Raw genomic sequence first — 20,842 nt, 5'->3', positions numbered from 1 at the left:
CCCTTGTCACCTTGATTTCCGGTGTCACCCTTGTCACCTTGATTTCCGGTGTCACCCTTGTCACCTTGATTTCCGGTGTCACCCTTGTCACCTTGATTTCCGGTGTCACCCTTGTCACCTTGGTTTCCGGTATCACCCTTGTCACCTTGATTTCCGGTGTCACCCTTCTTCCCGTCGTCACCCTTCTTTCCGTCGTCACCCTTGTCTCCGGTATCACCCTTGTCTCCGGTATCACCCTTCTTTCCGTCGTCACCCTTGTCTCCGGTATCACCCTTCTTTCCGTCGTCACCCTTGTCTCCGGTATCACCCTTCTTTCCGTCGTCACCCTTGTCTCCGGTATCACCCTTGTCTCCCTTCTTTGAACGTGTTAAAGCCTCTTCAGCAGTAATCTCAGCATGACCTGCTAATGCTAAAGCACCACCGGCAGTCACACCAATGGGAATTAGTTCTAGTTGGACTGCTTCTGCTAATGCCAAAGCACCAGCGGCGGTGACACCAATAGGAATTAGTTCTAGTTGGACTGCTTCTGCTAATGCCAAAGCACCACCGGCAGTGAATTGTGCTGTGCCAGCAAGAACTAGAGCGCCACCTGCCGTAGCTTCGGCTGCAACGATTTCGGCCTGCATAATTATCAGTTCACCCTCTATTGCACCAATTGCAAGTGCAAGGGCTTCTGCTGCTGCTGTTGCTGCCGCCGCGATCGCAGCAAATAGACCCTCAAGAGCTGCGGCAATCAAGGGAGCTGCGATGATCGCTACTAATGCTGCAATTCCAGCACCAAAGGCTATTAATTTAGCTTCTAAATCATGGAGTTCAGTTTCTAAGCTGCCTATCTGAATTTCATCTTGGGCTAACTGGCGATAAACATCAGCTAACTGATGTTTTAGAGCATCGATTTCACTCTGAAGATTTCCATTATTTGAATTATTAATTAGATTTCTTAATTCATCAATCTGACTTTGCAATCCCTGACAGCAATCACATTGATGTCCGGCACAATTACTAATATTTGATAACGAGGAAATAAGGGCTTGACCAGAACCGGACACTTAACAGACCTCGCTATTAATTTTAGAAATTAGGGCTTCAATTGAAGAGAATTCGCTTTGCTCAATGCAGATTTTACCATCTGGACAGAATGTTGTGGGATCGACGCATTGCTTGCCAGCAGCGCAAGCGCCACCATTTGCACAAACTGCCTGACAATCAGCAAGTGTTGCGTAAATCCCTGGGGTGCTGTAAGTATTTTTTGAGATGCATTGACCGTTGATGCAATCATATTTAGGAGTAGTTGGCGGCGGTTGCCCGGTGTCATTATCGATGATGTCAAGATGAACATTTTTGGCGGGGCTTGTAGACGTATAAATAGTAGTTCCTGTGTTGTTATCTACTATTTTGAAACTATAACCACCGCAAGTAATGCCAGTTTCAACTACTACAAGTGAAAAGTTAGAATGGCTTTTATTTCCAAGGTCTACATATACGTCGTCCTCTGGATAAGCAAAGCAGCCTCCGCCATAACTTGAGCCAACTACTCTTAAGTGGTAAGTCATTTGTTAAACAGCATTTGGATCAAAAGTTGGAGCGGCATAAGGTCCATAAAATCTTTCTGTAAATTGGAATTGCGTCTTGGCAGTTCCATTCCGAGTTATTGGGGAAGATATTGTTAAATCGCTAGCACTCATCACTGAAGCGTCAGTATTTGCATTTAGCGAAATGTGAGCAGTTTGGACGATTGCAGCGTATAATTCCAGGGCTGTAGGATTAGCACTTGTTAGCGCAGGCAGAGAACTTAAAGGAATTTCTAATACTTTTGGTGAACCGGAGAAGGTTGAGTTTGCACCAAATAAGTCAGTGATTCCAGGTTGCATAAACAGATTTTGTTTTGAAGTGAATAACATCTGTTGTACGCGCTAGCAAAATTTGTGTAAATATTCCAGTTTTATGTAGAAGTAGCATATTCACCGATGGCGTGTATCAATTGCCAGTACTAAGCTTGAGGTGATATTTACTAATAGTGAATATTTAGAGAATTCCGCTTTCACCTGAACAAGAGGTGAAAGCGGAACATAACAATTTCAATTTCTTATATGCCAAAGATTAACAGATGTGGCAAAGCAGCAACAATTACACCGGCTGAATATCTCAAAATCAGAAAGCAAATTAAAACTGACAAGTACAAGTTGCTTTGGGATTTAGCCTGGTACACTGGCGAACGCTGGGGGGCTATCATCCAACTGAAGGTAGCCGATGTTTACTCCAGCAGTGGCAAGCCCAAAGATTTGCTGATTTTCAAAAGCATTATCAGAAAACACCGCCCCGACGGTACAGCCGAGAATACTGAAATTCCGGTTCATGAAGCTTTGGGCGAATCTCTGCAACGATTTGAGCCATCTGAATCAATTTGGTTATTCCCGTCGCGGTGTGGCGAAAAGCCGATTGGCTGGCGAAATGCCTATGATATTCTCAAACGCGCCACAGAAAATGCGGGTTTGAGTAGTAGAGGCATCTCAACTCACACTACCCGCCGGAGCTTGGTAAATCGTTTGCGGAGAAGTGGGATTTCTAAAGAAATTATCAGAACTCTCACCGGACACCGTGATAACAAAGGTTTAGACCCTTATTACGAAATTGAGATCGACGAGAAACGAGGCGCGATCGCAACTCTATGAACGCCAATCTACTGTTCCTCCAAATCGAAATCTTCTTTGGGCGTTTGCAAGCTGGAGACTATGACCATCCGGTTTTCTTGGCAATGGCGCTGGAAAGCCTGACAAATATGGCATGGGATGAAGTGGACGCGGTTTATCCCAACCTGTGACAAACTGCCTTGTGGCGGATAGGCTGATATCACACTCATCACAACCATTATGATGTGCGATCGCCTCTTCATCTCAGTTAGCGCGATCGCATTTTTCATGTTTGGAGTGGGGAGTGGGGAGTGGGGAGTGGGTGTAGTCTAAGCAGCTACTGGTAAGGCTTGGGGAGGCAGGCTAGAAGCAGCAGCTTCATCAATTAAGGCTTGAATCTGTGGGCTGTCAGCTAGAATGGCTGCTGCTGTTGCTTGATCAGCTCCAAGCAATTCCCCTACTTGAGTCAAAGCCTTATCGCGATCGCTTTCAGCAGTCACTGCACGTTGAATCAGTCCTCTAATGATTTCTGCAAATTTGTTAAGCAATGCGGTCTGGGATGTGAGAGCATCGTCAGTTTTAGTCATTTTCTTGAAAAATAGATTGAACGACTCAGTTGTAGCATGTCAACTGCGATGGCAACGAGAACACCGGTGCCATCGCAATTCCTCATTCGTCATTCGTCATTCGTCATTTGTCATTTGTCATTTGTCCTAACTCCCCACTCCCCATTGCCTTGTCACGCGCAATACAGCCTGATAAAGTACCTGTGACTCTCGTTTGAGGTTAGATATGGCAGGCAAAGGCGGCCGCCGGGGTACGACTTGGAATTCTCAATGGAACCACGGCGATACTAAACATATTCGAGTTCCCGCAGCGCTGGAGGAACAAATAATAGAATTCGCTCGTGCTTTGGATTCGGGAAGTGTTCATTTAGACCCTAAACAGCTTCAGAAAACAGTTCTTCTGTTGATTGACCAGTTTGTAGAACAAAGGGTTGCTTCCTTTCATCCCAATCAGCACAGCCGCACTGCCTCAACTAATAGCCGGAGATGGGATGAGTTGCGACGGTTCAGAAACGCAATCGCTTCTGGATCTGTTAACCACGCCAGGAGTGAATTAGTTTCTCAATCTCCTGGGGTGATTTCCCATCGCTGATCCAAACTTCGACATCTGCCTTTTTCCGCTTGGCGATGATGCTATCCACACTACCCAGGTAGATGCGGTTTTTCTTCCTGCCTACCATCCAGGAATAGCGGTAATACCAATATTTATTACCAGACCGCTCAACCCAATATTTCTCTACCCAGTGAGTATCGTGTTGGGGCGCAGTTTTTTCGGTATGTAATGCTACCTGCGCCCCAACACGAGATTTTACAGGGGTGTTAATAGTGTCAGGTTTAACTTGCGCCCCAACAAGTGTCCGCCACTCTGCCCAGGCACGATGATAATCATTCACATTTTGATAATCATCTGGGTCGAGTGGTTCGTGACTGTCATCGTAGAAAATTGTCGGCTGACCGTCCGAGTCTAACTTGCGCGGCACTTCCCCAAAGTCAGAAGGATTCCAGTGACTATCCTCCTCTTGTTGGGGCGCAAGTTCTATCTCATCCCAGTAAGGATCGTGAACAATAGTTTTCTTTTCAGTTGGGGCAACAGTCAATAGTGTTAACTGTACCGGCACGTCAGAATTATGTTTCATAATGTTTGTGGATTAGAATTCGCGGACGTTGAACGCGTCCGTTTTTTTATACATAGGAATCAACCAGAGGGGAATAATTCATCCCATTCTGTAGAGTTCCCAAACATGGAAAGTAAACAATTGTAGTTTCGAGGGAATTCCCACCAGCGCTCACGTAAACATCGCCGTATAAATCCTTCTGGATTAAGAATTTTCTCTAAACCACCACGGAGATTAAGCATTAAAATTGCCAACTTAATCTCATTGGTTGGACGTTCAAGGACTTCTTTTTCAGAAGAGTCATAATGTATACCCGCTTCTGCCAGGGTCTCTAAGTTGATATCAGAATTAGAATGCTGCTGCTGTATATCACCCGTCACGGCAGACTTATCATTTGAAGGGTCTAAACTGTAACTTAAGTTATGGTTTTGTAAGTTTTTTTCTCGCTTCTTTCTCGGTGGCTTCAACCATTCCAGGGGTCTTACAAGTAACTTAAATATCTTCCAACTATACTGTTTAACGACTTGGATAACTCTGTGTTCTACTAGCTGATCAAAAATCTGTTTGAGGTAATTATGTGAGTATCCTTTACCTCTTGCTTTGGCTACTGTGGCATTGAATTCTGATAAATCTGGCTCGACTTCTTGGGCGATTTCACCCTGTATCATTAGCCATTGCCAAAGTGATTTGGCGGCAGGGCTAATATGGTGTTGATAACAAAATGCTGTGTGTTCTTCCGTCCAAGGAAGTGAATTTTTTGATGAATTATCTGTCATAATACTATTAGTTTTGAATAGTAACTTAGCCACCTGGAGGTCAGATTTTAGGTGGCTATTTACGTGTTTAGTTGTTGGCTGGCGATCACACTCCAGAAGTGGTGAGCGCGATCGCAATTCTCCTCAGCAACCGCGATCGCGTTGGTTTTTTATGTCATAGGCGTAGCTGGTGGTCCGAAATCATCAGGCAGATTATCCAAGGACACGCCCAAGGCTCGACACAATGCTTTAACCTGCGGAATTGTTAACTCTGGTTCATATTCACCTCTTTCCCATCCACTGATAACCTGTCGGCTTAAGGTCTTTGTTCTACTTTTGTCGGGTATTCGGCCTGCTAGCTGTGCCTGGGTCAAGTTAGCCGCCTCTCTTAGACGTTGCAAAGGAGGCATATCTTCTGGATTCTGCGGTCTCTTCTTTCTTGCCATATTTTCAGAAAAAAAGCAAGCACACTTGACATAAGTCAGAAAAAGCAAGTATGCTTGCTTACGTAGACAACAGAAGACTAGCCAGAAATTCTGACTTTGGCGGGTTGATTAATTTGGCTAGCTTCTCTGTGTCTAAGTTTCTCACTCAGACGCAAAGCTGCTGTGATCTCGCTCCCCAACGCCTCACCGTTCGCGTTGCACAAATGGAGCAAGCACCCACGCCACTGCTTTTATGCCCCGGCGCGGAAACACCCTAAAAATCATCTGTGAAGCGATCGCGGTAACGAGTTTGCCGCGTGGTGTTTGTCTTGACTCAACGCAGACTTAAAACTTAAAACTTACAAAAACAAGATGACAATCACAATCCGAGAACTGCTTGAAAACGTGAAACACTACCCTCTTGAGACGGCGATAGCCATCCAAGATGTTGACGATCAAGAATTTGCGATCGTTGATTTTGTCTTTTCCGAAAACGTGCTGACTATCAAGATCGGCGAGAAGGAATACGACGAAGACGGGGAGGAGGGAGACGGCGAATAAACAGTCACATAACATTCACATAACCATCACATGAGTAGACCTGTAGGACATTTTACAAGTTACACCCCTGGCGACGGTTCCTTGTTGGATTCCCTCGGACAGCAGTATGGGTCGGGCTTTGAAAAAATGACCCAACGCGAAAAGCTGTTTTTGATATCGGCGATCGCGGCTCAACTGTGCGATCAAGCTCCTGGCAGATGCCGCGATCAAATTTACGTAGTGGGGCATCAGATAAACAGTTCTTTGCCTCCGGGGGATAGAGCAGGATTGGTTGAAGCGCTGATCAATCAAGTCCGATGGGGTCGCAGTCTCAGCGATACGGAGGTATTGCCTATGGGATAAATGGTTGTTCAAGTCATGCATTGAATTTGGCACAAAACACCAGCGCGGGCTGTTGTTAGCTAGCGCTGGTGTTTTTACTTTTTAGGGAATTTTGAGGACTAGAACTATGACTTACTGTGATCAACTTCGTCCGTGGGCAATTTTTCAGGCTCTGCCCAATGGCCAAAATGTCTGCTTTTGTCGATTTCGCACCCGAAGCGATGCCGATGCTTACGTTAGCATTCTCCGCCAGGGGGGTGGGAAATTTCAGGTAGTTTTCGATCACCCTGGTTAACTATAGCTCAAAAGCGATCGCGGCAGGAGTGCGATCGCTCTCTCGATCCAACACTCGAAACTGTACAAGTCAAAAATATCACACGCCTATGAAAATTGAAACCATCACTTACAAGCGGGTCAAAAGCCTGGGAAATTACCAGAATGAAACAATGGAAGTCACCGCAGTCTTAGACCAATATGACGACCCAAATGAAGTTAGCGAGCGACTCCGGGAACTGGTGAAAAGTCAACTTTTCCCACCGGAGTCGGTTCCTACACAAACCGATGATTTTTAGGCGATCGCTACTGGAAAAGCATCATGAGCAAACATGACACTTGGGTGAAACTCAAACCCGGCAATCCGTTCGAGCCAATTTTAGATTTATTTCCAGATAGGATGATACCCATGCGTGACCCGTTCCCCCTGGAAATGGCCGTCAATGCAGATGGGGAAAATGTACCACTGTGGATTATTGACATAGACCGCCTTAGTATTCCACAAACTCGCGCTCTAGCTCAACTGATTGCCAGCTACTGCGGTGCTGGTGTTGATGAAGTCGCCCAAGAAGCTGCAACCAAAGGGGGGTTTTCAATGGCCGATGGGTGGATTGAATCAATGGAGTGTGATGCTGAAGGCTTTCAGAGGTCAAAGGAGGTAGCCGACTTTTTTGAATCTGCACCCCAACCACCATCAAAAAAAGCTTGGCGTAATTTTTATAACAGTCAACATGAGCGATGGATTGCAGGTAATGAGCAGCCGCCGCCAATTAATTCCATAGAGGATGTTGACCCACGCCTCAGAACCCCAGAACTGGAACGAGCTTTAACTAGGAGAAAAATTGAGTTTGCGATCGGGCAGGGTAACTACTCAGTTCTTGATGTGCTAACGGGTCGAGCGTTTACCGATGCTCTTAACATCATTGACCCAGAAAACTCATATTCATTAGTTGGATATGATGACGAATTTGATGATGAGGATATTTATGAATAATTTAAACATCTCTCAACCAGATCCAGATTGGGACTATTACGAAGTCTGGCAATCATTACACACTATCAAAAATAAAATTGATGCCGGAATAAAACTTATTTCTGGCGAAGAGACGGCAGACTACGCAACCGATGAAAAACTTAAACAAATACTAGAACCAGCTTTAGAACAACTTGAATTAGTTATCGAAAATGATTTAACAGATTACTCGGAGGATATTGGAGACGATGAATAATTCGTCCGAAGATGATTTTATTCGTTTGCCTAGAGATGCATTTGTTCTAAACACCTTAGCTATGGGGGTAGCTATACAAATTCTTGCCAAAATAACCGAGGAACCCATAGAAGCATGGAGGGAATGTATACGGTCAAAAGCTGACGAGCAATACCACCAATTATCAGAAGCAGAAATTCAGGAAATAGTTGATTCTCTGGAAAAAGAAATTAGAACCCCCTGATGAATCGTAGATCGCGCTAACTGCGCGGGCTACTTGACATAGTAGCCATCAGGAGCATTTTGACTTAAATTAAGTGACTTTATCCCAAGAGAAGTAGGTAAGAACCTGCTTCCTTTTGGGATGAATTTTTAATGGGAATTATACTCGTGAAAAATATTGAACACCGAATCAAGGAGGCCAATGGACGACTCCGTAATTACGGCATAAATATAGAACAAATTGGTAATCGGCTTTATTTACGTGCAACGCTTCCGCCAAAATCATTGGCATCAAAAAACAGTTGGCATCAACAAAGAATAAATATTACTGTAGCCACAATAGAAGGTGTAAAGCTTGCTGAGAGTGAAGGCAAAATTTTGAGCCTTAAGCTTGATACTAATACCTTTGACTGGAATGATTATTTAAAAACCGAATTAAAAAGCAATCAAGTAAAAACTATTGGGGAATGGATTCGAGAATTTGAGAAAGATTATTTTCAGAGGAGACAACGCAATTTTAAGACAGAAAGTACATGGAAAATCGAATATCAGACAGTTTTCAAAACCCTGCCTGAACATGAAATACTTAATCCTGAAATACTCAAACAAGTCATTCTCACAACCACACCAGACACTAGAACCCGGAAACGGTTTTGTTTGACACTGAAATTATTAGCTAAATTTGCTGATCTTGATTTCAATCCTCACTCTTATTCAGGAAATTATAGCTATAGAAGCAGACAGATTCGTAGTCTGCCAACAGATAAATTAATTTATGAATGTTATTCTAGTTTTGATAATGTGAAATGGCAGTGGATATTTGGAATGCTTGCCACCTACGGATTGAGAAATCATGAAGTATTTTTCCTTGATTTAGAGCAGTTACGAGCAGGTAATAAAATTATTACTGTCCTTGCTGGCAAGACTGGCTACAGAAAAATCTGGCCTTTTCATCCAGAGTGGTTTGAATTATTTGGGTTGCCAAATGTCAAAATCCCTGATATCGACTTAAATCGAAACAATTCTGCAATTGGAGCAACCGTTACTCAAAGATTTAGGCGAAATGATGGACTGCCCTTCAAGGTTTACGATCTACGCCATTGCTGGGCAATCAGAACCCTTGAGTATGGGATTGATATCTCGTTAGCAGCACAGCAAATGGGTCACAGTCTAACAGTTCACAGCAATCTCTATCACGCCTGGGTTGATGCCCAGCATCACCAAAGGGCTTTTGACTTAGCGATGAATAAAAGCGATCGCCCTCTGCCACCAGAATTATAAATTTCTAATTTCTAAGAATGTTTTATCTAGCAAGGTAATTGCTAGATATTTAACTTGCAATTGTGTCGAAGTGGTGACTCTTAATCTATTGGTTGCGGGTTCAAATCCCTCGTCACCCACTTTTTAAGTATTTCTGTAGATTAATTAATTATTTGTCACTGTTAACAGATTAATATCACTTTTCACTAATTAATGTCACTGTTAACAGATTAATATCTTCTTTGAGAAATTAATATCACTTTAGAGAACTAGAATGTAGCTTCTCTACAATATCATTTCACCTATATTTTAGGTGATTGCAATGCTCTAAAAGAAACTGCCTAGAGTGCGATCGTGAGATACCCGCAGTAAGCGATCGCAGGAAGAATCTGTGACCACCGCAGGTCTTACCCTGAGCCTGCGCCTTTCGCGTAGCGTCTCGTAGAGAAGGGCATCGCACCAAAAGGGAATCACAGGTTGCCCTTGAGAAAGAACTTCTAGCGCCGCCTCTTGATCAAATTCTACTGATATTAAATACTTTTCCTGAGAGGCTAGACATTAACATCAGTCGCCTCATCTTTTTTTTAGGGATAAACTCCTCAAACAGCCAAGGCTTCTTATCTTGCAACATAGCCAAAGCTTCCCGGCAAACTTGAAAGCTTAAGCCAACAGACAATAAATAATGCATCACTGTTAGATTTTAGATCATAGTGGGCATACTGCAAGTATCAAGTAAATAGCATCGAAACAGGGAAAACAGTATGTTGACTACACTGCCGCAAGAAGAAATTACATCATTGAAGCAAAATTTAAGACGTGAAATCAGTAAACTATCAGGTGCAGCAGAGAATAATATACCTAAGTATATTTGCATCAATAACCTGAATTCAAAGCTAGAAAGATTAGAAGAAATCGAGAAAATCCTTAGTATAGATAAATATAAAATTGTTTTTATAGGTACTATTGGTAAAGGAAAAACTACAGCCATCTGTCATCTTTTTAACTTAATTAGCGACTTCAATGTTTCCAAGACAAAAAAAGGAAAAACTACAAATGTAATCGAAACTAAAGAGTTACTCTCAACGGGTTCAGGCAGAACTACTATATGTGAAGTAATTATTAAGGCATCTGAAAAAACTTACATAGAGATAGAGCCTTATACAGTTGATGAGATGGAAAATCTTATTTCTGATTTCTGCGATTCTATTGCTAATAAAGATAATACTCAGTCAGACGAGAAAATAATCATTTCTACAGAAATTGAGAGAGCTATTAGGAATGTTACAGAACTTAAAATAACTTCTAAAACAGTCTATAATGGTGACAAAAAGGATAGCCCAAGAACTGATCAAGCGAAGGAATTACTTAATGAATCAGGAGTAGACTTTCTGAAAAAAACTGCATTGAATAATGCAAATATCGAAGCTAGAACTACTACTAAAATTGAGTTTGACAACCAGAAAAATGAGCAAGAATGGATAAAAAATACCTTTGCTGCCATCAATGATGTTCAGTTAAAAGAGTTTGCTATTCCAAGGAAAATATATCTTTATCTGAGCGATGATATTTTATCTGGTTCCAACTTGTCTCAGTTCGATTCAGTTGTTGATACCAAAGGACTTGATGAGAACCCGATTCGTAAAGACTTACAGAAATATATTGATAGTCAGGATACCATCTGTATCTTTGTAACTCCCTTTAATGATGCTCCTGAAAATAATATTAGTAAATTAATGGGTTATCATCTTGCATCTAAATCAAAAGACTTTCATCATAGATTTGTAACTTTGGTATTACCTCATAAAAATGAAGCTGAAAAGGTGAGTGGATGTGATGGCGATTATGATATAGGAATTCAAATTAGAAACGAACAAGTTCAAGCTACATTCAAAAATTCTAATTTAGATTTTTTCCCGAAAAATATCTTGTTCTATGATTCATTGAGATACTATCGTGATGACATAGTTAAGCTAAATGAAGACTGCGATCAAGAAGACGTACAGGCAGATAAAAATCAATTTATCGAAGCTATAGCGGGTGTAGTAGAACGTAGGCGAAATATTTTATTAGATGAAATCAAGGCTATCAAAGAAAGCTCTGCGAGAATCAAAAATAGTGGTGCTTTAACCGAATCAGAAATCAAGGCAATTGAAAATGCCATTAAGAAGATAAAGGATTTACGGTATTTGAGTAAAAGAATGTCTGGTTTTCTCTTTGAAACTTTTATTGATGAATATGTTAATAAATACTATTGCAAGGTTTATCCAGCATGGAATACTAAACACGCTATCCATAGAAATTTTGGTTACTATGAGCCAAGAGATATAGATATATATTACGATGCGAAGGTTGTTGCTGAGGGAATAGATGAAAATAAAATGCTTAAAAAATTTACCAAAGAAGTAAAACAGGAATTAGAAGATATACTGAATGAGCTTACATATGCGAATGAATCTTTAAAGACATTTATCCCCGAATTAGTCAAAGAATTTTACGGATTATATGACGAATTTATAGACGAAGTAGGCACAGAAGTTGAAGAAGAAGTCACGAGAAAACTATTACCTCGAGGCGAAGGCGAAGATTCTGATTTCTGGAAGGCTCTAATTGCTGAAAAAGGTAAGGAAAACAAGAAAGGGGAAACTTTTACAGGTAATGTATGTCTGATATTTGAGCGAGAACTGGAAAAAGAGACAAACTTAAATACATTCTTAAAAAGCAAAGCTGAATATTATTGGCAGAAATTAATTATCAAAATACTAGGCTTTTTTGGGGAAAAATAGACAATTTCTCAATTGCATATTTAATATACAGTTTAGGGCGCAATATAATTGTGTCCCTAAAGCTATTTTATCCACCATTAGTTGCTATCAAAAGATATATGACTGATTTACAACAAGAAATAACCACAAAACTCATCAAATATAAAAAAGATTATCAAGAATATACAAAATGTTTGATTAGGGGAATACAAATTCCAATTAATGCAAGACCAGAGGAGTTAGTTAGACAAATATTTATTCATTTTTTTATTAAAGAAAGTCGGCTATTTCCAGATATCATTAATATCGAAGTTGAGGTGAATAATCATGATCTGGAAATATCCAAAAAGCAAAAAAATGATAATTTTAAGCCACATCAATCTCCTTTGATAATTGTGGAAGTAAAACGAGAAGACGCGAATTTAAAAAATCATTATAATCAGATTCAAAGGTATCTAACAAAAGCTGGTTGCGATATTGGAATTTTGTATAATTATCATGAGATTATCGTCTTTACTAGAAAAGATGATAACTTTGAAATTAATCATCTCAAAAGTCTTACAGACATACAGACATTAATTTTACAAAGCAATAATAAGAAGAATGATGATTTATTAGAATTTCAAAAAGCTCAAAACGGAAATTTTGATAGTTTTGCTTCTCTGATTAGCAAATATGGTAAATATACAACTAATAAAGTAGTCTTTAAAGTTAAACAACAGCAATCAGAAATAGAAGGATATTTCTTTAATATGCAAGGAAATAAAGTGTATTATGATGTATGTGGTAAATACTCCAAAAAACAACAAAATTTTGATTATCAAGATTTTGAAAAACTAATTTCTATCGCTTATTAAAAAACCTAACCTCCTAACCCCCTTCCCAACGCGGGAAGCAGGGTGGTTTCATACGAAAAAAGAAAAATACATTAAGTCTTGATTTCTCGTTTTGCGGCATGGCTTTTTACCCCTCTCCAAACCTCTCCCCGAAGCGGAGAGAGGCTTTGAAACCCAGTTTTAGTTTTTCTCTGCTTGTATGAAACCACCCTGCCCTTCCCGACACGGGAAGGGGGGAAATTCAAAGTCTCTCTCCTTTTAGGAGAGAGATTTAGAGAGAGGTTTAGATTAGTATTCGTGAGGGGGCACAGCTAGTTGTGCCCCCCTGTCTGTTGCTATAACCTTTACCAATCACTTGCTTTAGTGTCATCCCAGACTTCCAACTCCAAGTCGCGGAGATAGGTTAACCCGCTCTGAATTTGTGCATCTGTTCCTTGTAGTTCAAGGTCAAACCACCCATCACCGACAGCATTGGCTCCCAAAATCGCTGCTGTGATATTCACAGTCAGTCCATAGTCAGACACCAGGCGAGAAATGACAGGTTCCTGGTGATAATTCTGAGGAATTCTTAGTCGAATCCGTTTATTGGTAAGTGTATTGTCACTAGCCATATATATCTGAATTATTTCAATCTCTGATCGGGATTGGTACAGAACTACCCTAAACCCTAATGGTAATTTACTGATAGGTACTAAGTAGATCGTACCATGTCCCATGATTTGCTTGTATCCTATTCAAAGGATAACTATAATCGCTTGATTTTTCTATTCAACATCTTTAATGGTGGTTTTCCGTTCCAGAATCTCCTTCAGCACTAAGGTTACTACTGCTAGCAACGCTAACAGTACAGCCGCAGAGAAAGCAGCTTCGGTTTCGTATTGTTTGTAAGCGTCTTCTACAAATAGTGGTAAACTCTGGGTTTGGTCGGCAATGTTGCCAGATACCACCGAAACCGCCCCGAATTCACCCATTGCTCTGGCATTGGTCAAAATTAAACCGTAGAGTAAGCCCCAACGGATACTGGGGAGGGTGACGCGCAAAAATATCTGCCAATCTTTCGCACCTAGAGTTCTAGCAGCTTCTTCTTGATCCTTACCAAATTCCTCTAAAACAGGAATCACTTCGCGGGCGACAAAGGGCATACTCACAAAGGCTGTAGCCAGTACCATACCTGGAAAGGCAAAGATAATTTTGATATCATGTGCCTGGAGCCAAGGGCCAAACCATCCATTGCGTCCGTAAAGTAGCACCAGCATCAATCCTGCGACTACGGGCGAAATCGAAAAGGGTAGGTCAATTATGCTCAAAACTATGGCACGTCCAGGAAATTTATGGCGGGCGATCGCCCAAGCTGCACACAACCCAAATACAGTATTTACAGGCAGAGAAATCAAAGCTAGCAATAGTGTCAGCCAAGCTGCATGGAGAAAAGCTGGCCGCGTCAGGTTGGACAGAAATGGCCCAAATCCTTTGCTGAAGGCTTGGACAAAAACGTTGATTGCCGGGATGTATTGAACTAGGGCTAAATAAGCGATCGCTATACCAATTAAAACTATTGGTACCCAACTCTTCTGCTCTTTAAGAGGTTTGGCTATATCTGTATCAGATGCAGATGAGTGAAAACTTGGCTTATCTACTGTCATATCGCCTTGCCCATGCTTGTAAGAAATTAATTGCCAATAGCATTACCAATGAAATTAATAGTAGAACTATGCCAATTACTGTTGCACCAGAATAGTCATACTGCTCTAAGCGCTGGAAAATCAGCACAGGTGCGATTAAATCTTGAAATGGCGTATTGGAAGAGATAATCACAGTCGAACCATACTCCCCAACTGCACGGGAGAAACCCAAGGCAACACCAGTTAAAATTGTCGGAAATAAAGGCGGCAAAATCACCTTCCAAAATGTCTGCCATTGAGAAGCACCCAGACACCAGGCGGCTTCTTCAATTTCATGTTCCATTTCCTGAAGCACGGGTTGCACAGTTCTCACGATAAAAGGTAGTGAGATAAATATCATTGCTACCGCTACTCCCGTGCGGGTAAAAGATACCTTAATTCCCAGTGGTGCTAGTAGCGAACCTATCCAGCCATTATCGCTGTAAACTGTTGCCAGGGTTAGCCCTGCTACCGAAGTTGGTAGTGCAAAGGGTAAATCTACAGTGGCGTCAATTAAGCGTTTGAAGGGAAAGTCGTAGCGAACCAGAACCCAAGCAATCAAAGTCCCAAATACGCCATTGAGTAAGGCAGCAAATATTGCTGTAAAAAAAGTGACGTTATATGTTGCTAATGCGACATCACTGGTTGCGATCGCCCAAAATCTCGCCGGAGTTTCTGTACTCGCTTTCAGAAACATGGCAATTATGGGGATAAATAACATCACCGTCAGGTATCCTATGGTGATTCGCCAAGTCCAAGGAACCCGCCCCAATGTCTTCCAGAATGGTGTTTTGCGTTCAACTTCCACAGAAGGAGATAGAGTCACGTCGCTTCGCTCCGAATTCAAAATTCAAAATTCAAAATTCAAAAAAGTTTTTTGCCAGTATTCGTAATTCGTAATTATTACCCCACAAATCTTCGCACAGCGTGCCGAAAACAAGTTAGTTGGTCTGTCCTTCAATTACGAATTACGAATTACGAATTACGAATTATTTAGACTAATTACTTTTTTTTGGCTTGAATCTGGTCAAAAATAGCTCCATCTGCGAAGAACTTCTTATTGATTCCATCCCAACCGCCGAAGTCTGCAACTGTACCCAGAGTTTTCACCTTGGGAAATTTATCTGCAACTTCCTTGCTTAGGGTCAAAGTCTCATCCACCGGTCGGAATCCCAATTTTGCAAACTCCTGTTGAGCCTCTGGAGTATATAGATATTTCACAAAACCTTCAGCAACTTCACGGTTGCCGTGTTTATCAACATTTTTGTCTACCACGGCGATGGGATTGTCGATGGAGATATTGACATCAGGGATGATCGCAGTCAACTTTTCACCCTTTAGTTCTGCCAAGATAATCTCATTTTCATAGTTAATTAGGGCATCACCTTGACCTTGCTTGAAAAAGGCATCAGTAGCTTCACGGGCATCTTTAGTCAGCAAGGGCACGTTTTTGTACACTTTGGTAACAAACTCAGTCGCTTTAGCATCATCTCCACCAGTTTTAATCACTGAATTCCAAAGAGCTAAGAAATTCCAGCGAGCAACTCCTGATGTTTTTGGATCAGCAGTAATTAGTTTTATACCGTCTTTAGATAAATCTTGCCAAGTCTTAATGTTTTTAGGATTTCCTGGACGCGTGACTAATGCTGCCACCGATTTGGAAACAATACCATTATTAGGAACTTCTTTCTCCCATCCTGCCTGAATCAATCCAGCTTTCTCAATCTTTGAAGTGTCTCCAGCCAGCGCCAAGTGAACAACATCTGCTTCCAAACCATCGATAACGGCGCGAGTTTGGGAACCAGAACCGCCATAGCTTTGCTTGAAGGTGACAGTTTGGTTGTGATCTTTCTTCCACTGTTCTACAAACTTAGGAATGATCGCTTCGTGAGCCGCTTTGGTAACTGCAAAGGATACCAGAGTTAATTCAACATTATCCTTGCTTGCAGCAACAGGACTAGCAGCAGGGGTTTGTGTGGAAGAATTACTCTCACTTCCACCGGAGCAGGCGGCAAGCGCCACACTCAATACAGTACCTACCAAAAAGAGTGATAGAAAGCCTTTGAGTGAATTTAGTCTGAACCGATACGTTCTATGTTCAGCGATCGCTTGTAACCTTTTCAGTGGGCGTTGCCATAAACTCATTCTATTTTCTCCATTAAATCTACAGATAGTTGATGGGAATACAGTTATACACTATTATATGTACTGTTTGTAATACTGGATTATTCCATATATCTAGTTGCAAACACCTAAGAACCTCACATTCTTTATCAAGAACATGGTGATTTTACCAGTTCTGTGAGGAATTAGAAATACTTTACTTCCAACTATCAAGTTGTCATTACAATTGACTACTTACTGTATCAAGCAACTTGCTAGGGAATTGCTAATTTTTGAAGATAGTTTATTCTAGCGATCGGCGTAGCCCATCGTAGACATCGGCTTCGCTCAAACCAGTGCAACAAAATCAAGTAACGTCTTGAGTGCAAGCACAATTACTGTAGTGAGAAATATACGCCGCAACCAGATGTTGCTTAGTCTAAGGGCAACCCGCGAGCCGACGATTCCACCGATAAACATAGTAATACTCAGAATAATACCTAGTTTGTAATCAACTATTCCCTGTATAAAGAAAATAATGGTGGCAATCAGCGAAGAAAAAATGTTGATAAACTTTGTGTTTGCTACCGCCTGAACAAACGTCATCCGAAATAGGTTGACATAAGCTGCTGTGAGCATGGTGACATAGCCACCACTAAAGAAACCACCATAAATACCAAGTACAAAAGTTGCCACATATCCACCAATTTCTGCTATTCGTGATGGACTCTTTATTCTGGAAACGATTCCAGCATTCCGATTGCTGATTGAAAACACGGCAACCACAATCATCAAAATCGAGATAATCAGAGGCATCGATTTTGAAGGTACAACTAAAACAAGTAATGCACCGATAATTGAGCCTAAAAGCGTTAGGAAAATAATTATTGGCAAGCGACTGATGTCAATTACTTTTTTACCAACAAAAGGCAATGTACCACCAATACTCATAAAGGTTAATGCCAACATATTAGTGGCAAGAGCAGTACGGGGTTCGATACTCAATTGCAACATTACAGGGACGGTAATCAAAGAAGTGCTTCCTGTAATTACACTTAATATACTTGTTATAAAGAAAATTGTTATGAGGAGGAGTAATTGGGTAGCAGTCATTAGATATTTTCTTTTTATGTTGTTAAAAATACATTTTTTACAAGGATGCTTGCAATAGCCAAAAGATATCTAAAGCTCTTATTTGAAAAAACTTACAGCCTTGTTTTAACTATATTAATCTAGATATAATTCAGTGTAAAGCTATAGATTTTATACCAATAAAAGTGGTATTTTTTATATAAATTGGTAACAACTAAGTTGGGGAAAGTTGTATAAATTGGTAAATTTTAACAGTGAACCACATCTGTTCTACAGAACATTACTTATGTGTGTCAACTGAAGGTGAAACCCTTTTAAAAGCTCCTTTCCAGGTCTAAGAAGGAAATGCTTGTTTTTGAGTTTAAAGCTTATGGGAAGTCAGCCCAGTTTACAGCAGTAGATGATGCAATTCGGACTGCTAAGTTCATTCGTAATAGCTGTATTCGGCTATGGATGGATGTTAAAGATACAGGTAAAAACGATTTGCAGAAATATTGTGCTGTACTTGCAGCTAACTTTCCCTTTGCTAATGAACTTAATTCAATGGATCGTCAAGCTTCTGCTGAACGAGCATGGTCTTCTATCTCTCGGTTTTATGATAACTGCAAGAAGGGTATTCCAGGTTTAAAGGGGTATCCTCAGTTCCAGAAAGACTGTCGTTCTGTTGAGTACAAAACATCAGGATGGAAACTTGCTGATGATCGCAAATCCATAAATTTCAGCGACAAAAAGGGGATTGGGTGGTTAAAGCTCAAAGGTACTCGTGACCTACACTTCTATCAAATTAACCAAATTAAACGGGTAAGATTGGTAAAACGTGCAGATGGTGTGTATGCTCAGTTTTGCATTGACGTAGACCGTCAAGAAAGTATAGAGCCATCTGGAAATACAGTTGGTTTAGATGTCGGGCTAAAAGAGTACTACACCGACTCCGATGGAACAATGGTTGAAAACCCTAAGTTTCTTCGTATTGGTGAAAAAGTTCTCAAGCGTCTTGGGCGTCGTGTTTCTAGAAGAGTAAAAGGTTCAAAGAACAGGGGCAAGGCTAAGACTTTTTTAGGAAAGCGCCACCTCAAAATAAGTAGGCAACGTAAAGACCATGCTGTGAAATTAGCACGGTGCGTAGTTCAGTCTAACGACTTGATCGCCTACGAAGATTTGAGGATTAAAAACATGGTGAAAAATCATTGTTTAGCTAAGTCTATTAATGACGCATCTTGGTATCAGTTCCGTGTTTGGATTGAATACTTTGGGAAGGTATTTAAGAAAGTTACGGTTGCGGTTAATCCGCAATATACAAGCCTTGAATGCTCTAGCTGCGGTGAAATCGTCAAGAAAACACTATCCACTAGGACGCACGTATGTTTGTGTGGTTGTGTGATGGATAGGGACGAAAACGCAGCTAGAATTATCCTTAGTCGGGGATTGGGTACGGTAGGGCATACCGGAACCTTTGCACTTGATGCAAGCAACGCTTGGGGAGATGAAACCGCTACTCTTTCTGGGGCAACCCTGATTGAGCAAGTTATGTTGAAGAAACAAGAATCTCAGTGTCTTTAGACCTGAGAGTGTCAAAGAGGGCATTCCTAGTCTCTGACCATTAGTGTCAACTTAAGGTTAAAACCCATTTGTCAACGATAGGTTTGGTGAGAAACGAAGTATAAAGTTAACTTTTTTCTGCCTTTTATACGCAAGCTGGGAGTGATGCTAATAAACAAAGCATTAATAGTCCCTGAAAAAGTTCGTTTTTTGTCCCTTTCAAACCGAATTTTTCAGCATAAATGCTTATTGACATAGTAAGTTTGAGCTTAAGTTGTCACCAATAGTCTCTGACTAGGAACGAGGCAATATTGAGGCAATATATTAAAACTTTTTTGCTTACTAGCTTTTACTTTCAGTTGACATGTATGAGTATTACCGTGTCCATAAATAGCGAGTCTATTTACCTGAAAATTAACTGTAAATTACTGAATATGAAAAGCATGAAAAGCAAAACCCATCTAGAAAGTATCTAAATGGGAAAAATATCTGGTTAATTTTTGAATTCGCTAACAGGATCAGATTCTTAGGTGAATGCATATTTTAGAGGCAATCCGTCCTGAAAAACTAGTAATTCTCCCGGTTGGATTTGTGTCCAAACTTCGTTGTCAGTGAGGGGTGTGGTAGCAATGACAGCGACGCGATCGCGTTCGGTAGTCACCTCTCGAAAATCTACGGTCATGTCTTGATCAATTAAATGAGCGGCTGCAAAGGGCGCTTGGCGAACAATGTAGCTGAGTTTAGTTGAGCAATAAGCAAAAAAGTGTTCTCCATCTGATAACAAGTAATTAAATATACCCAGTTTTGCAATTACACCAGTAATTTCTTGCAGCACAGGGTACAGTTCCTTAATATCAGGCTTACCATCAGGAAAGTGCGATCGCAATGTTTCTAGCATCATACAAAATGCTTTTTCACTATCGGTGTCACCTACGGCTTGATAAAAGCCCAAATTTTCCGGATCAAAATTTGGCAAATTACCATTGTGGGCAAACACCCAATACTGACCCCACAATTCTCTGCGGAAAGGATGGCAGTTGTGTAGGGCAACTTCACCCTGAGTGGCTTTGCGGATATGGGCTATGACATGGGTCGAGTGGATGGGATAACTCCGCACCAACTCCGCTACTGGAGAAGCAACAGAAGGTTGGGCATCTAAAAACATCCGACATCCCCTTCCTTCAAAGAAAGCAATGCCCCAACCATCGCTATGATCATCCGTTTTTCCTCCCCGTGCAGAAAACCCTTCAAAAGAAAAGCAAATATCCGTTGGAACATTGCAATTCATTCCGAGCAATTGGCACATAATAACGCCATAGCAATAGTTTCAGGGATGAAGAAAATTATTCATACCATTGACGTACTATTTTAGAGCCTTTTGTAAATTTAAAAGCGTATTTAACTTGACATTTTTTGTTAGTTCAAAAATACTATTGATGTACCAAGGGCATACATACCATCTTTACACCAAAAGTTCTTTAACCTATAAGCGCTTTAAATACAAAAAGACCAG

General features: G+C 41.0%; 28 protein-coding genes. 14 read left to right on the top strand and 14 right to left on the bottom strand.

What is annotated here, in order from left to right; all coding sequences use genetic code 11:
- The 3 genes from V7L05_RS08230 to V7L05_RS08220 all read right to left on the bottom strand — a co-directional run.
- Positions 1-1,049: collagen-like protein (locus V7L05_RS08230; RefSeq protein WP_335163538.1), on the bottom strand; the 1,049-nt coding region annotated here is incomplete at its 3' end.
- The gene (locus V7L05_RS08225) at positions 1,050-1,553 is read right to left on the bottom strand and encodes a hypothetical protein (RefSeq protein ID WP_335163536.1); all 504 of its coding nucleotides are present in this window, start codon (positions 1,551-1,553) and stop codon (positions 1,050-1,052) included. It lies immediately after the preceding gene.
- 3 nt (positions 1,554-1,556) lie between these two features.
- Positions 1,557-1,871, bottom strand: coding sequence for a hypothetical protein (locus V7L05_RS08220; protein WP_335163534.1), 315 nt, complete (start codon positions 1,869-1,871; stop codon positions 1,557-1,559).
- Positions 1,872-2,090: 219 nt separating this feature from the next.
- On the opposite strand from V7L05_RS08220, the gene V7L05_RS08215 reads away from it, so the two are divergent.
- Positions 2,091-2,672, top strand: a complete 582-nt coding sequence (locus V7L05_RS08215) for a tyrosine-type recombinase/integrase (RefSeq protein ID WP_335163532.1) — start codon at positions 2,091-2,093, stop codon at positions 2,670-2,672.
- Between the two features lie 8 nt (positions 2,673-2,680).
- On the opposite strand, the gene V7L05_RS08210 is transcribed toward V7L05_RS08215, so the two are convergent.
- Positions 2,681-2,920 (bottom strand): hypothetical protein, encoded by a 240-nt coding sequence (locus tag V7L05_RS08210; protein ID WP_335163530.1) that lies wholly within the window; start codon positions 2,918-2,920, stop codon positions 2,681-2,683.
- 39 nt (positions 2,921-2,959) lie between these two features.
- A complete protein-coding gene (locus V7L05_RS08205; RefSeq protein WP_335163528.1) occupies positions 2,960-3,217 on the bottom strand; it encodes a hypothetical protein in 258 nt (85 codons plus the stop codon).
- Between the two features lie 205 nt (positions 3,218-3,422).
- On the opposite strand from V7L05_RS08205, the gene V7L05_RS08200 reads away from it, so the two are divergent.
- Positions 3,423-3,788 carry a hypothetical protein gene (locus V7L05_RS08200; protein ID WP_335163526.1) on the top strand — a complete coding sequence of 122 codons (366 nt, stop codon included), beginning with the start codon at positions 3,423-3,425 and terminating at the stop codon, positions 3,786-3,788.
- On the opposite strand, the gene V7L05_RS08195 is transcribed toward V7L05_RS08200, so the two are convergent.
- The 3 genes from V7L05_RS08195 to V7L05_RS08185 all read right to left on the bottom strand — a co-directional run bounded on the left by V7L05_RS08195 (position 3,730) and on the right by V7L05_RS08185 (position 5,512).
- Positions 3,730-4,332 carry a DUF4102 domain-containing protein gene (locus tag V7L05_RS08195; RefSeq protein WP_335163524.1) on the bottom strand — a complete coding sequence of 201 codons (603 nt, stop codon included), beginning with the start codon at positions 4,330-4,332 and terminating at the stop codon, positions 3,730-3,732. The two genes, V7L05_RS08200 and V7L05_RS08195, sit on opposite strands and share 59 nt — an antisense overlap.
- Before the next feature lie 59 nt (positions 4,333-4,391).
- Positions 4,392-5,087: a hypothetical protein gene (locus V7L05_RS08190; protein ID WP_335163522.1), complete on the bottom strand. Its 696-nt coding sequence runs from the start codon at positions 5,085-5,087 to the stop codon at positions 4,392-4,394.
- A gap of 149 nt (positions 5,088-5,236) precedes the next feature.
- Complete coding sequence (locus tag V7L05_RS08185) at positions 5,237-5,512, bottom strand: helix-turn-helix transcriptional regulator (RefSeq protein WP_335163520.1); 276 nt, start codon at positions 5,510-5,512, stop codon at positions 5,237-5,239.
- A 50-nt stretch (positions 5,513-5,562) separates the two neighbouring features.
- Between V7L05_RS08185 and V7L05_RS08180 the strand changes: the two genes are divergently transcribed.
- The 11 genes from V7L05_RS08180 (at position 5,563) to V7L05_RS08130 (ending at position 12,955) form a co-directional block, all read left to right on the top strand.
- Positions 5,563-5,769, top strand: coding sequence for a hypothetical protein (locus tag V7L05_RS08180; protein WP_335163518.1), 207 nt, complete (start codon positions 5,563-5,565; stop codon positions 5,767-5,769).
- Positions 5,770-5,863: 94 nt separating this feature from the next.
- On the top strand, positions 5,864-6,052 hold the full coding sequence (locus tag V7L05_RS08175; RefSeq protein ID WP_335163516.1) for a hypothetical protein: 189 nt from the start codon (positions 5,864-5,866) through the stop codon (positions 6,050-6,052).
- A gap of 30 nt (positions 6,053-6,082) precedes the next feature.
- Entirely contained in the window at positions 6,083-6,394 is a 312-nt protein-coding gene (locus V7L05_RS08170) for a hypothetical protein (protein ID WP_335163514.1), read from the top strand.
- A gap of 106 nt (positions 6,395-6,500) precedes the next feature.
- Positions 6,501-6,668, top strand: a complete 168-nt coding sequence (locus tag V7L05_RS08165) for a hypothetical protein (RefSeq protein WP_335163512.1) — start codon at positions 6,501-6,503, stop codon at positions 6,666-6,668.
- An 88-nt stretch (positions 6,669-6,756) separates the two neighbouring features.
- Positions 6,757-6,945 (top strand): hypothetical protein, encoded by a 189-nt coding sequence (locus tag V7L05_RS08160; RefSeq protein WP_335163510.1) that lies wholly within the window; start codon positions 6,757-6,759, stop codon positions 6,943-6,945.
- Positions 6,946-6,968: 23 nt separating this feature from the next.
- Complete coding sequence (locus tag V7L05_RS08155) at positions 6,969-7,640, top strand: hypothetical protein (protein WP_335163508.1); 672 nt, start codon at positions 6,969-6,971, stop codon at positions 7,638-7,640.
- Positions 7,633-7,875, top strand: a complete 243-nt coding sequence (locus tag V7L05_RS08150; RefSeq protein WP_335163506.1) for a hypothetical protein — start codon at positions 7,633-7,635, stop codon at positions 7,873-7,875. The genes V7L05_RS08155 and V7L05_RS08150 overlap by 8 nt, the downstream gene beginning before the upstream one ends.
- Complete coding sequence (locus V7L05_RS08145) at positions 7,868-8,098, top strand: hypothetical protein (protein ID WP_335163504.1); 231 nt, start codon at positions 7,868-7,870, stop codon at positions 8,096-8,098. Before V7L05_RS08150 ends, V7L05_RS08145 begins: the two co-directional genes overlap by 8 nt.
- 146 nt (positions 8,099-8,244) lie before the next feature.
- Complete coding sequence (locus V7L05_RS08140; protein ID WP_335163502.1) at positions 8,245-9,357, top strand: site-specific integrase; 1,113 nt, start codon at positions 8,245-8,247, stop codon at positions 9,355-9,357.
- A gap of 740 nt (positions 9,358-10,097) precedes the next feature.
- Positions 10,098-12,119 carry a hypothetical protein gene (locus tag V7L05_RS08135; RefSeq protein ID WP_335163500.1) on the top strand — a complete coding sequence of 674 codons (2,022 nt, stop codon included), beginning with the start codon at positions 10,098-10,100 and terminating at the stop codon, positions 12,117-12,119.
- A complete protein-coding gene (locus V7L05_RS08130; RefSeq protein ID WP_335163498.1) occupies positions 12,071-12,955 on the top strand; it encodes a type I restriction enzyme HsdR N-terminal domain-containing protein in 885 nt (294 codons plus the stop codon). Before V7L05_RS08135 ends, V7L05_RS08130 begins: the two co-directional genes overlap by 49 nt.
- A 323-nt stretch (positions 12,956-13,278) precedes the next feature.
- On the opposite strand, the gene V7L05_RS08125 is transcribed toward V7L05_RS08130, so the two are convergent.
- From V7L05_RS08125 to V7L05_RS08105, 5 genes are all read right to left on the bottom strand, one after another.
- Entirely contained in the window at positions 13,279-13,545 is a 267-nt protein-coding gene (locus tag V7L05_RS08125) for an NIL domain-containing protein (RefSeq protein ID WP_334948842.1), read from the bottom strand.
- A 153-nt stretch (positions 13,546-13,698) separates the two neighbouring features.
- Positions 13,699-14,577 (bottom strand): sulfate ABC transporter permease subunit CysW, encoded by an 879-nt coding sequence (gene cysW, locus V7L05_RS08120; protein ID WP_335163495.1) that lies wholly within the window; start codon positions 14,575-14,577, stop codon positions 13,699-13,701.
- A complete protein-coding gene (cysT, locus tag V7L05_RS08115) occupies positions 14,564-15,421 on the bottom strand; it encodes a sulfate ABC transporter permease subunit CysT (RefSeq protein ID WP_442937843.1) in 858 nt (285 codons plus the stop codon). The genes cysW and cysT overlap by 14 nt, the downstream gene beginning before the upstream one ends.
- Positions 15,422-15,597: 176 nt before the next feature.
- Positions 15,598-16,740, bottom strand: coding sequence for a sulfate ABC transporter substrate-binding protein (locus V7L05_RS08110; protein ID WP_335163493.1), 1,143 nt, complete (start codon positions 16,738-16,740; stop codon positions 15,598-15,600).
- A 306-nt stretch (positions 16,741-17,046) separates the two neighbouring features.
- Positions 17,047-17,811 (bottom strand): sulfite exporter TauE/SafE family protein, encoded by a 765-nt coding sequence (locus V7L05_RS08105; RefSeq protein ID WP_335163491.1) that lies wholly within the window; start codon positions 17,809-17,811, stop codon positions 17,047-17,049.
- Between the two features lie 324 nt (positions 17,812-18,135).
- On the opposite strand from V7L05_RS08105, the gene V7L05_RS08100 reads away from it, so the two are divergent.
- Positions 18,136-19,350 (top strand): RNA-guided endonuclease InsQ/TnpB family protein, encoded by a 1,215-nt coding sequence (locus V7L05_RS08100; RefSeq protein WP_335163489.1) that lies wholly within the window; start codon positions 18,136-18,138, stop codon positions 19,348-19,350.
- 505 nt (positions 19,351-19,855) lie between these two features.
- Here the strand turns inward: V7L05_RS08100 and V7L05_RS08095 are convergent.
- Positions 19,856-20,635, bottom strand: a complete 780-nt coding sequence (locus V7L05_RS08095) for a class II glutamine amidotransferase (RefSeq protein WP_335163487.1) — start codon at positions 20,633-20,635, stop codon at positions 19,856-19,858.
- Between the last annotated feature and the right edge of the window lie 207 nt (positions 20,636-20,842).

Source organism: Nostoc sp., assembly GCF_036917755.1.
GTDB lineage: Bacteria > Cyanobacteriota > Cyanobacteriia > Cyanobacteriales > Nostocaceae > Nostoc.
Note: the sequence above shows the minus strand (reverse complement) of the source record. Positions and strands in the feature narration are given on the sequence as shown.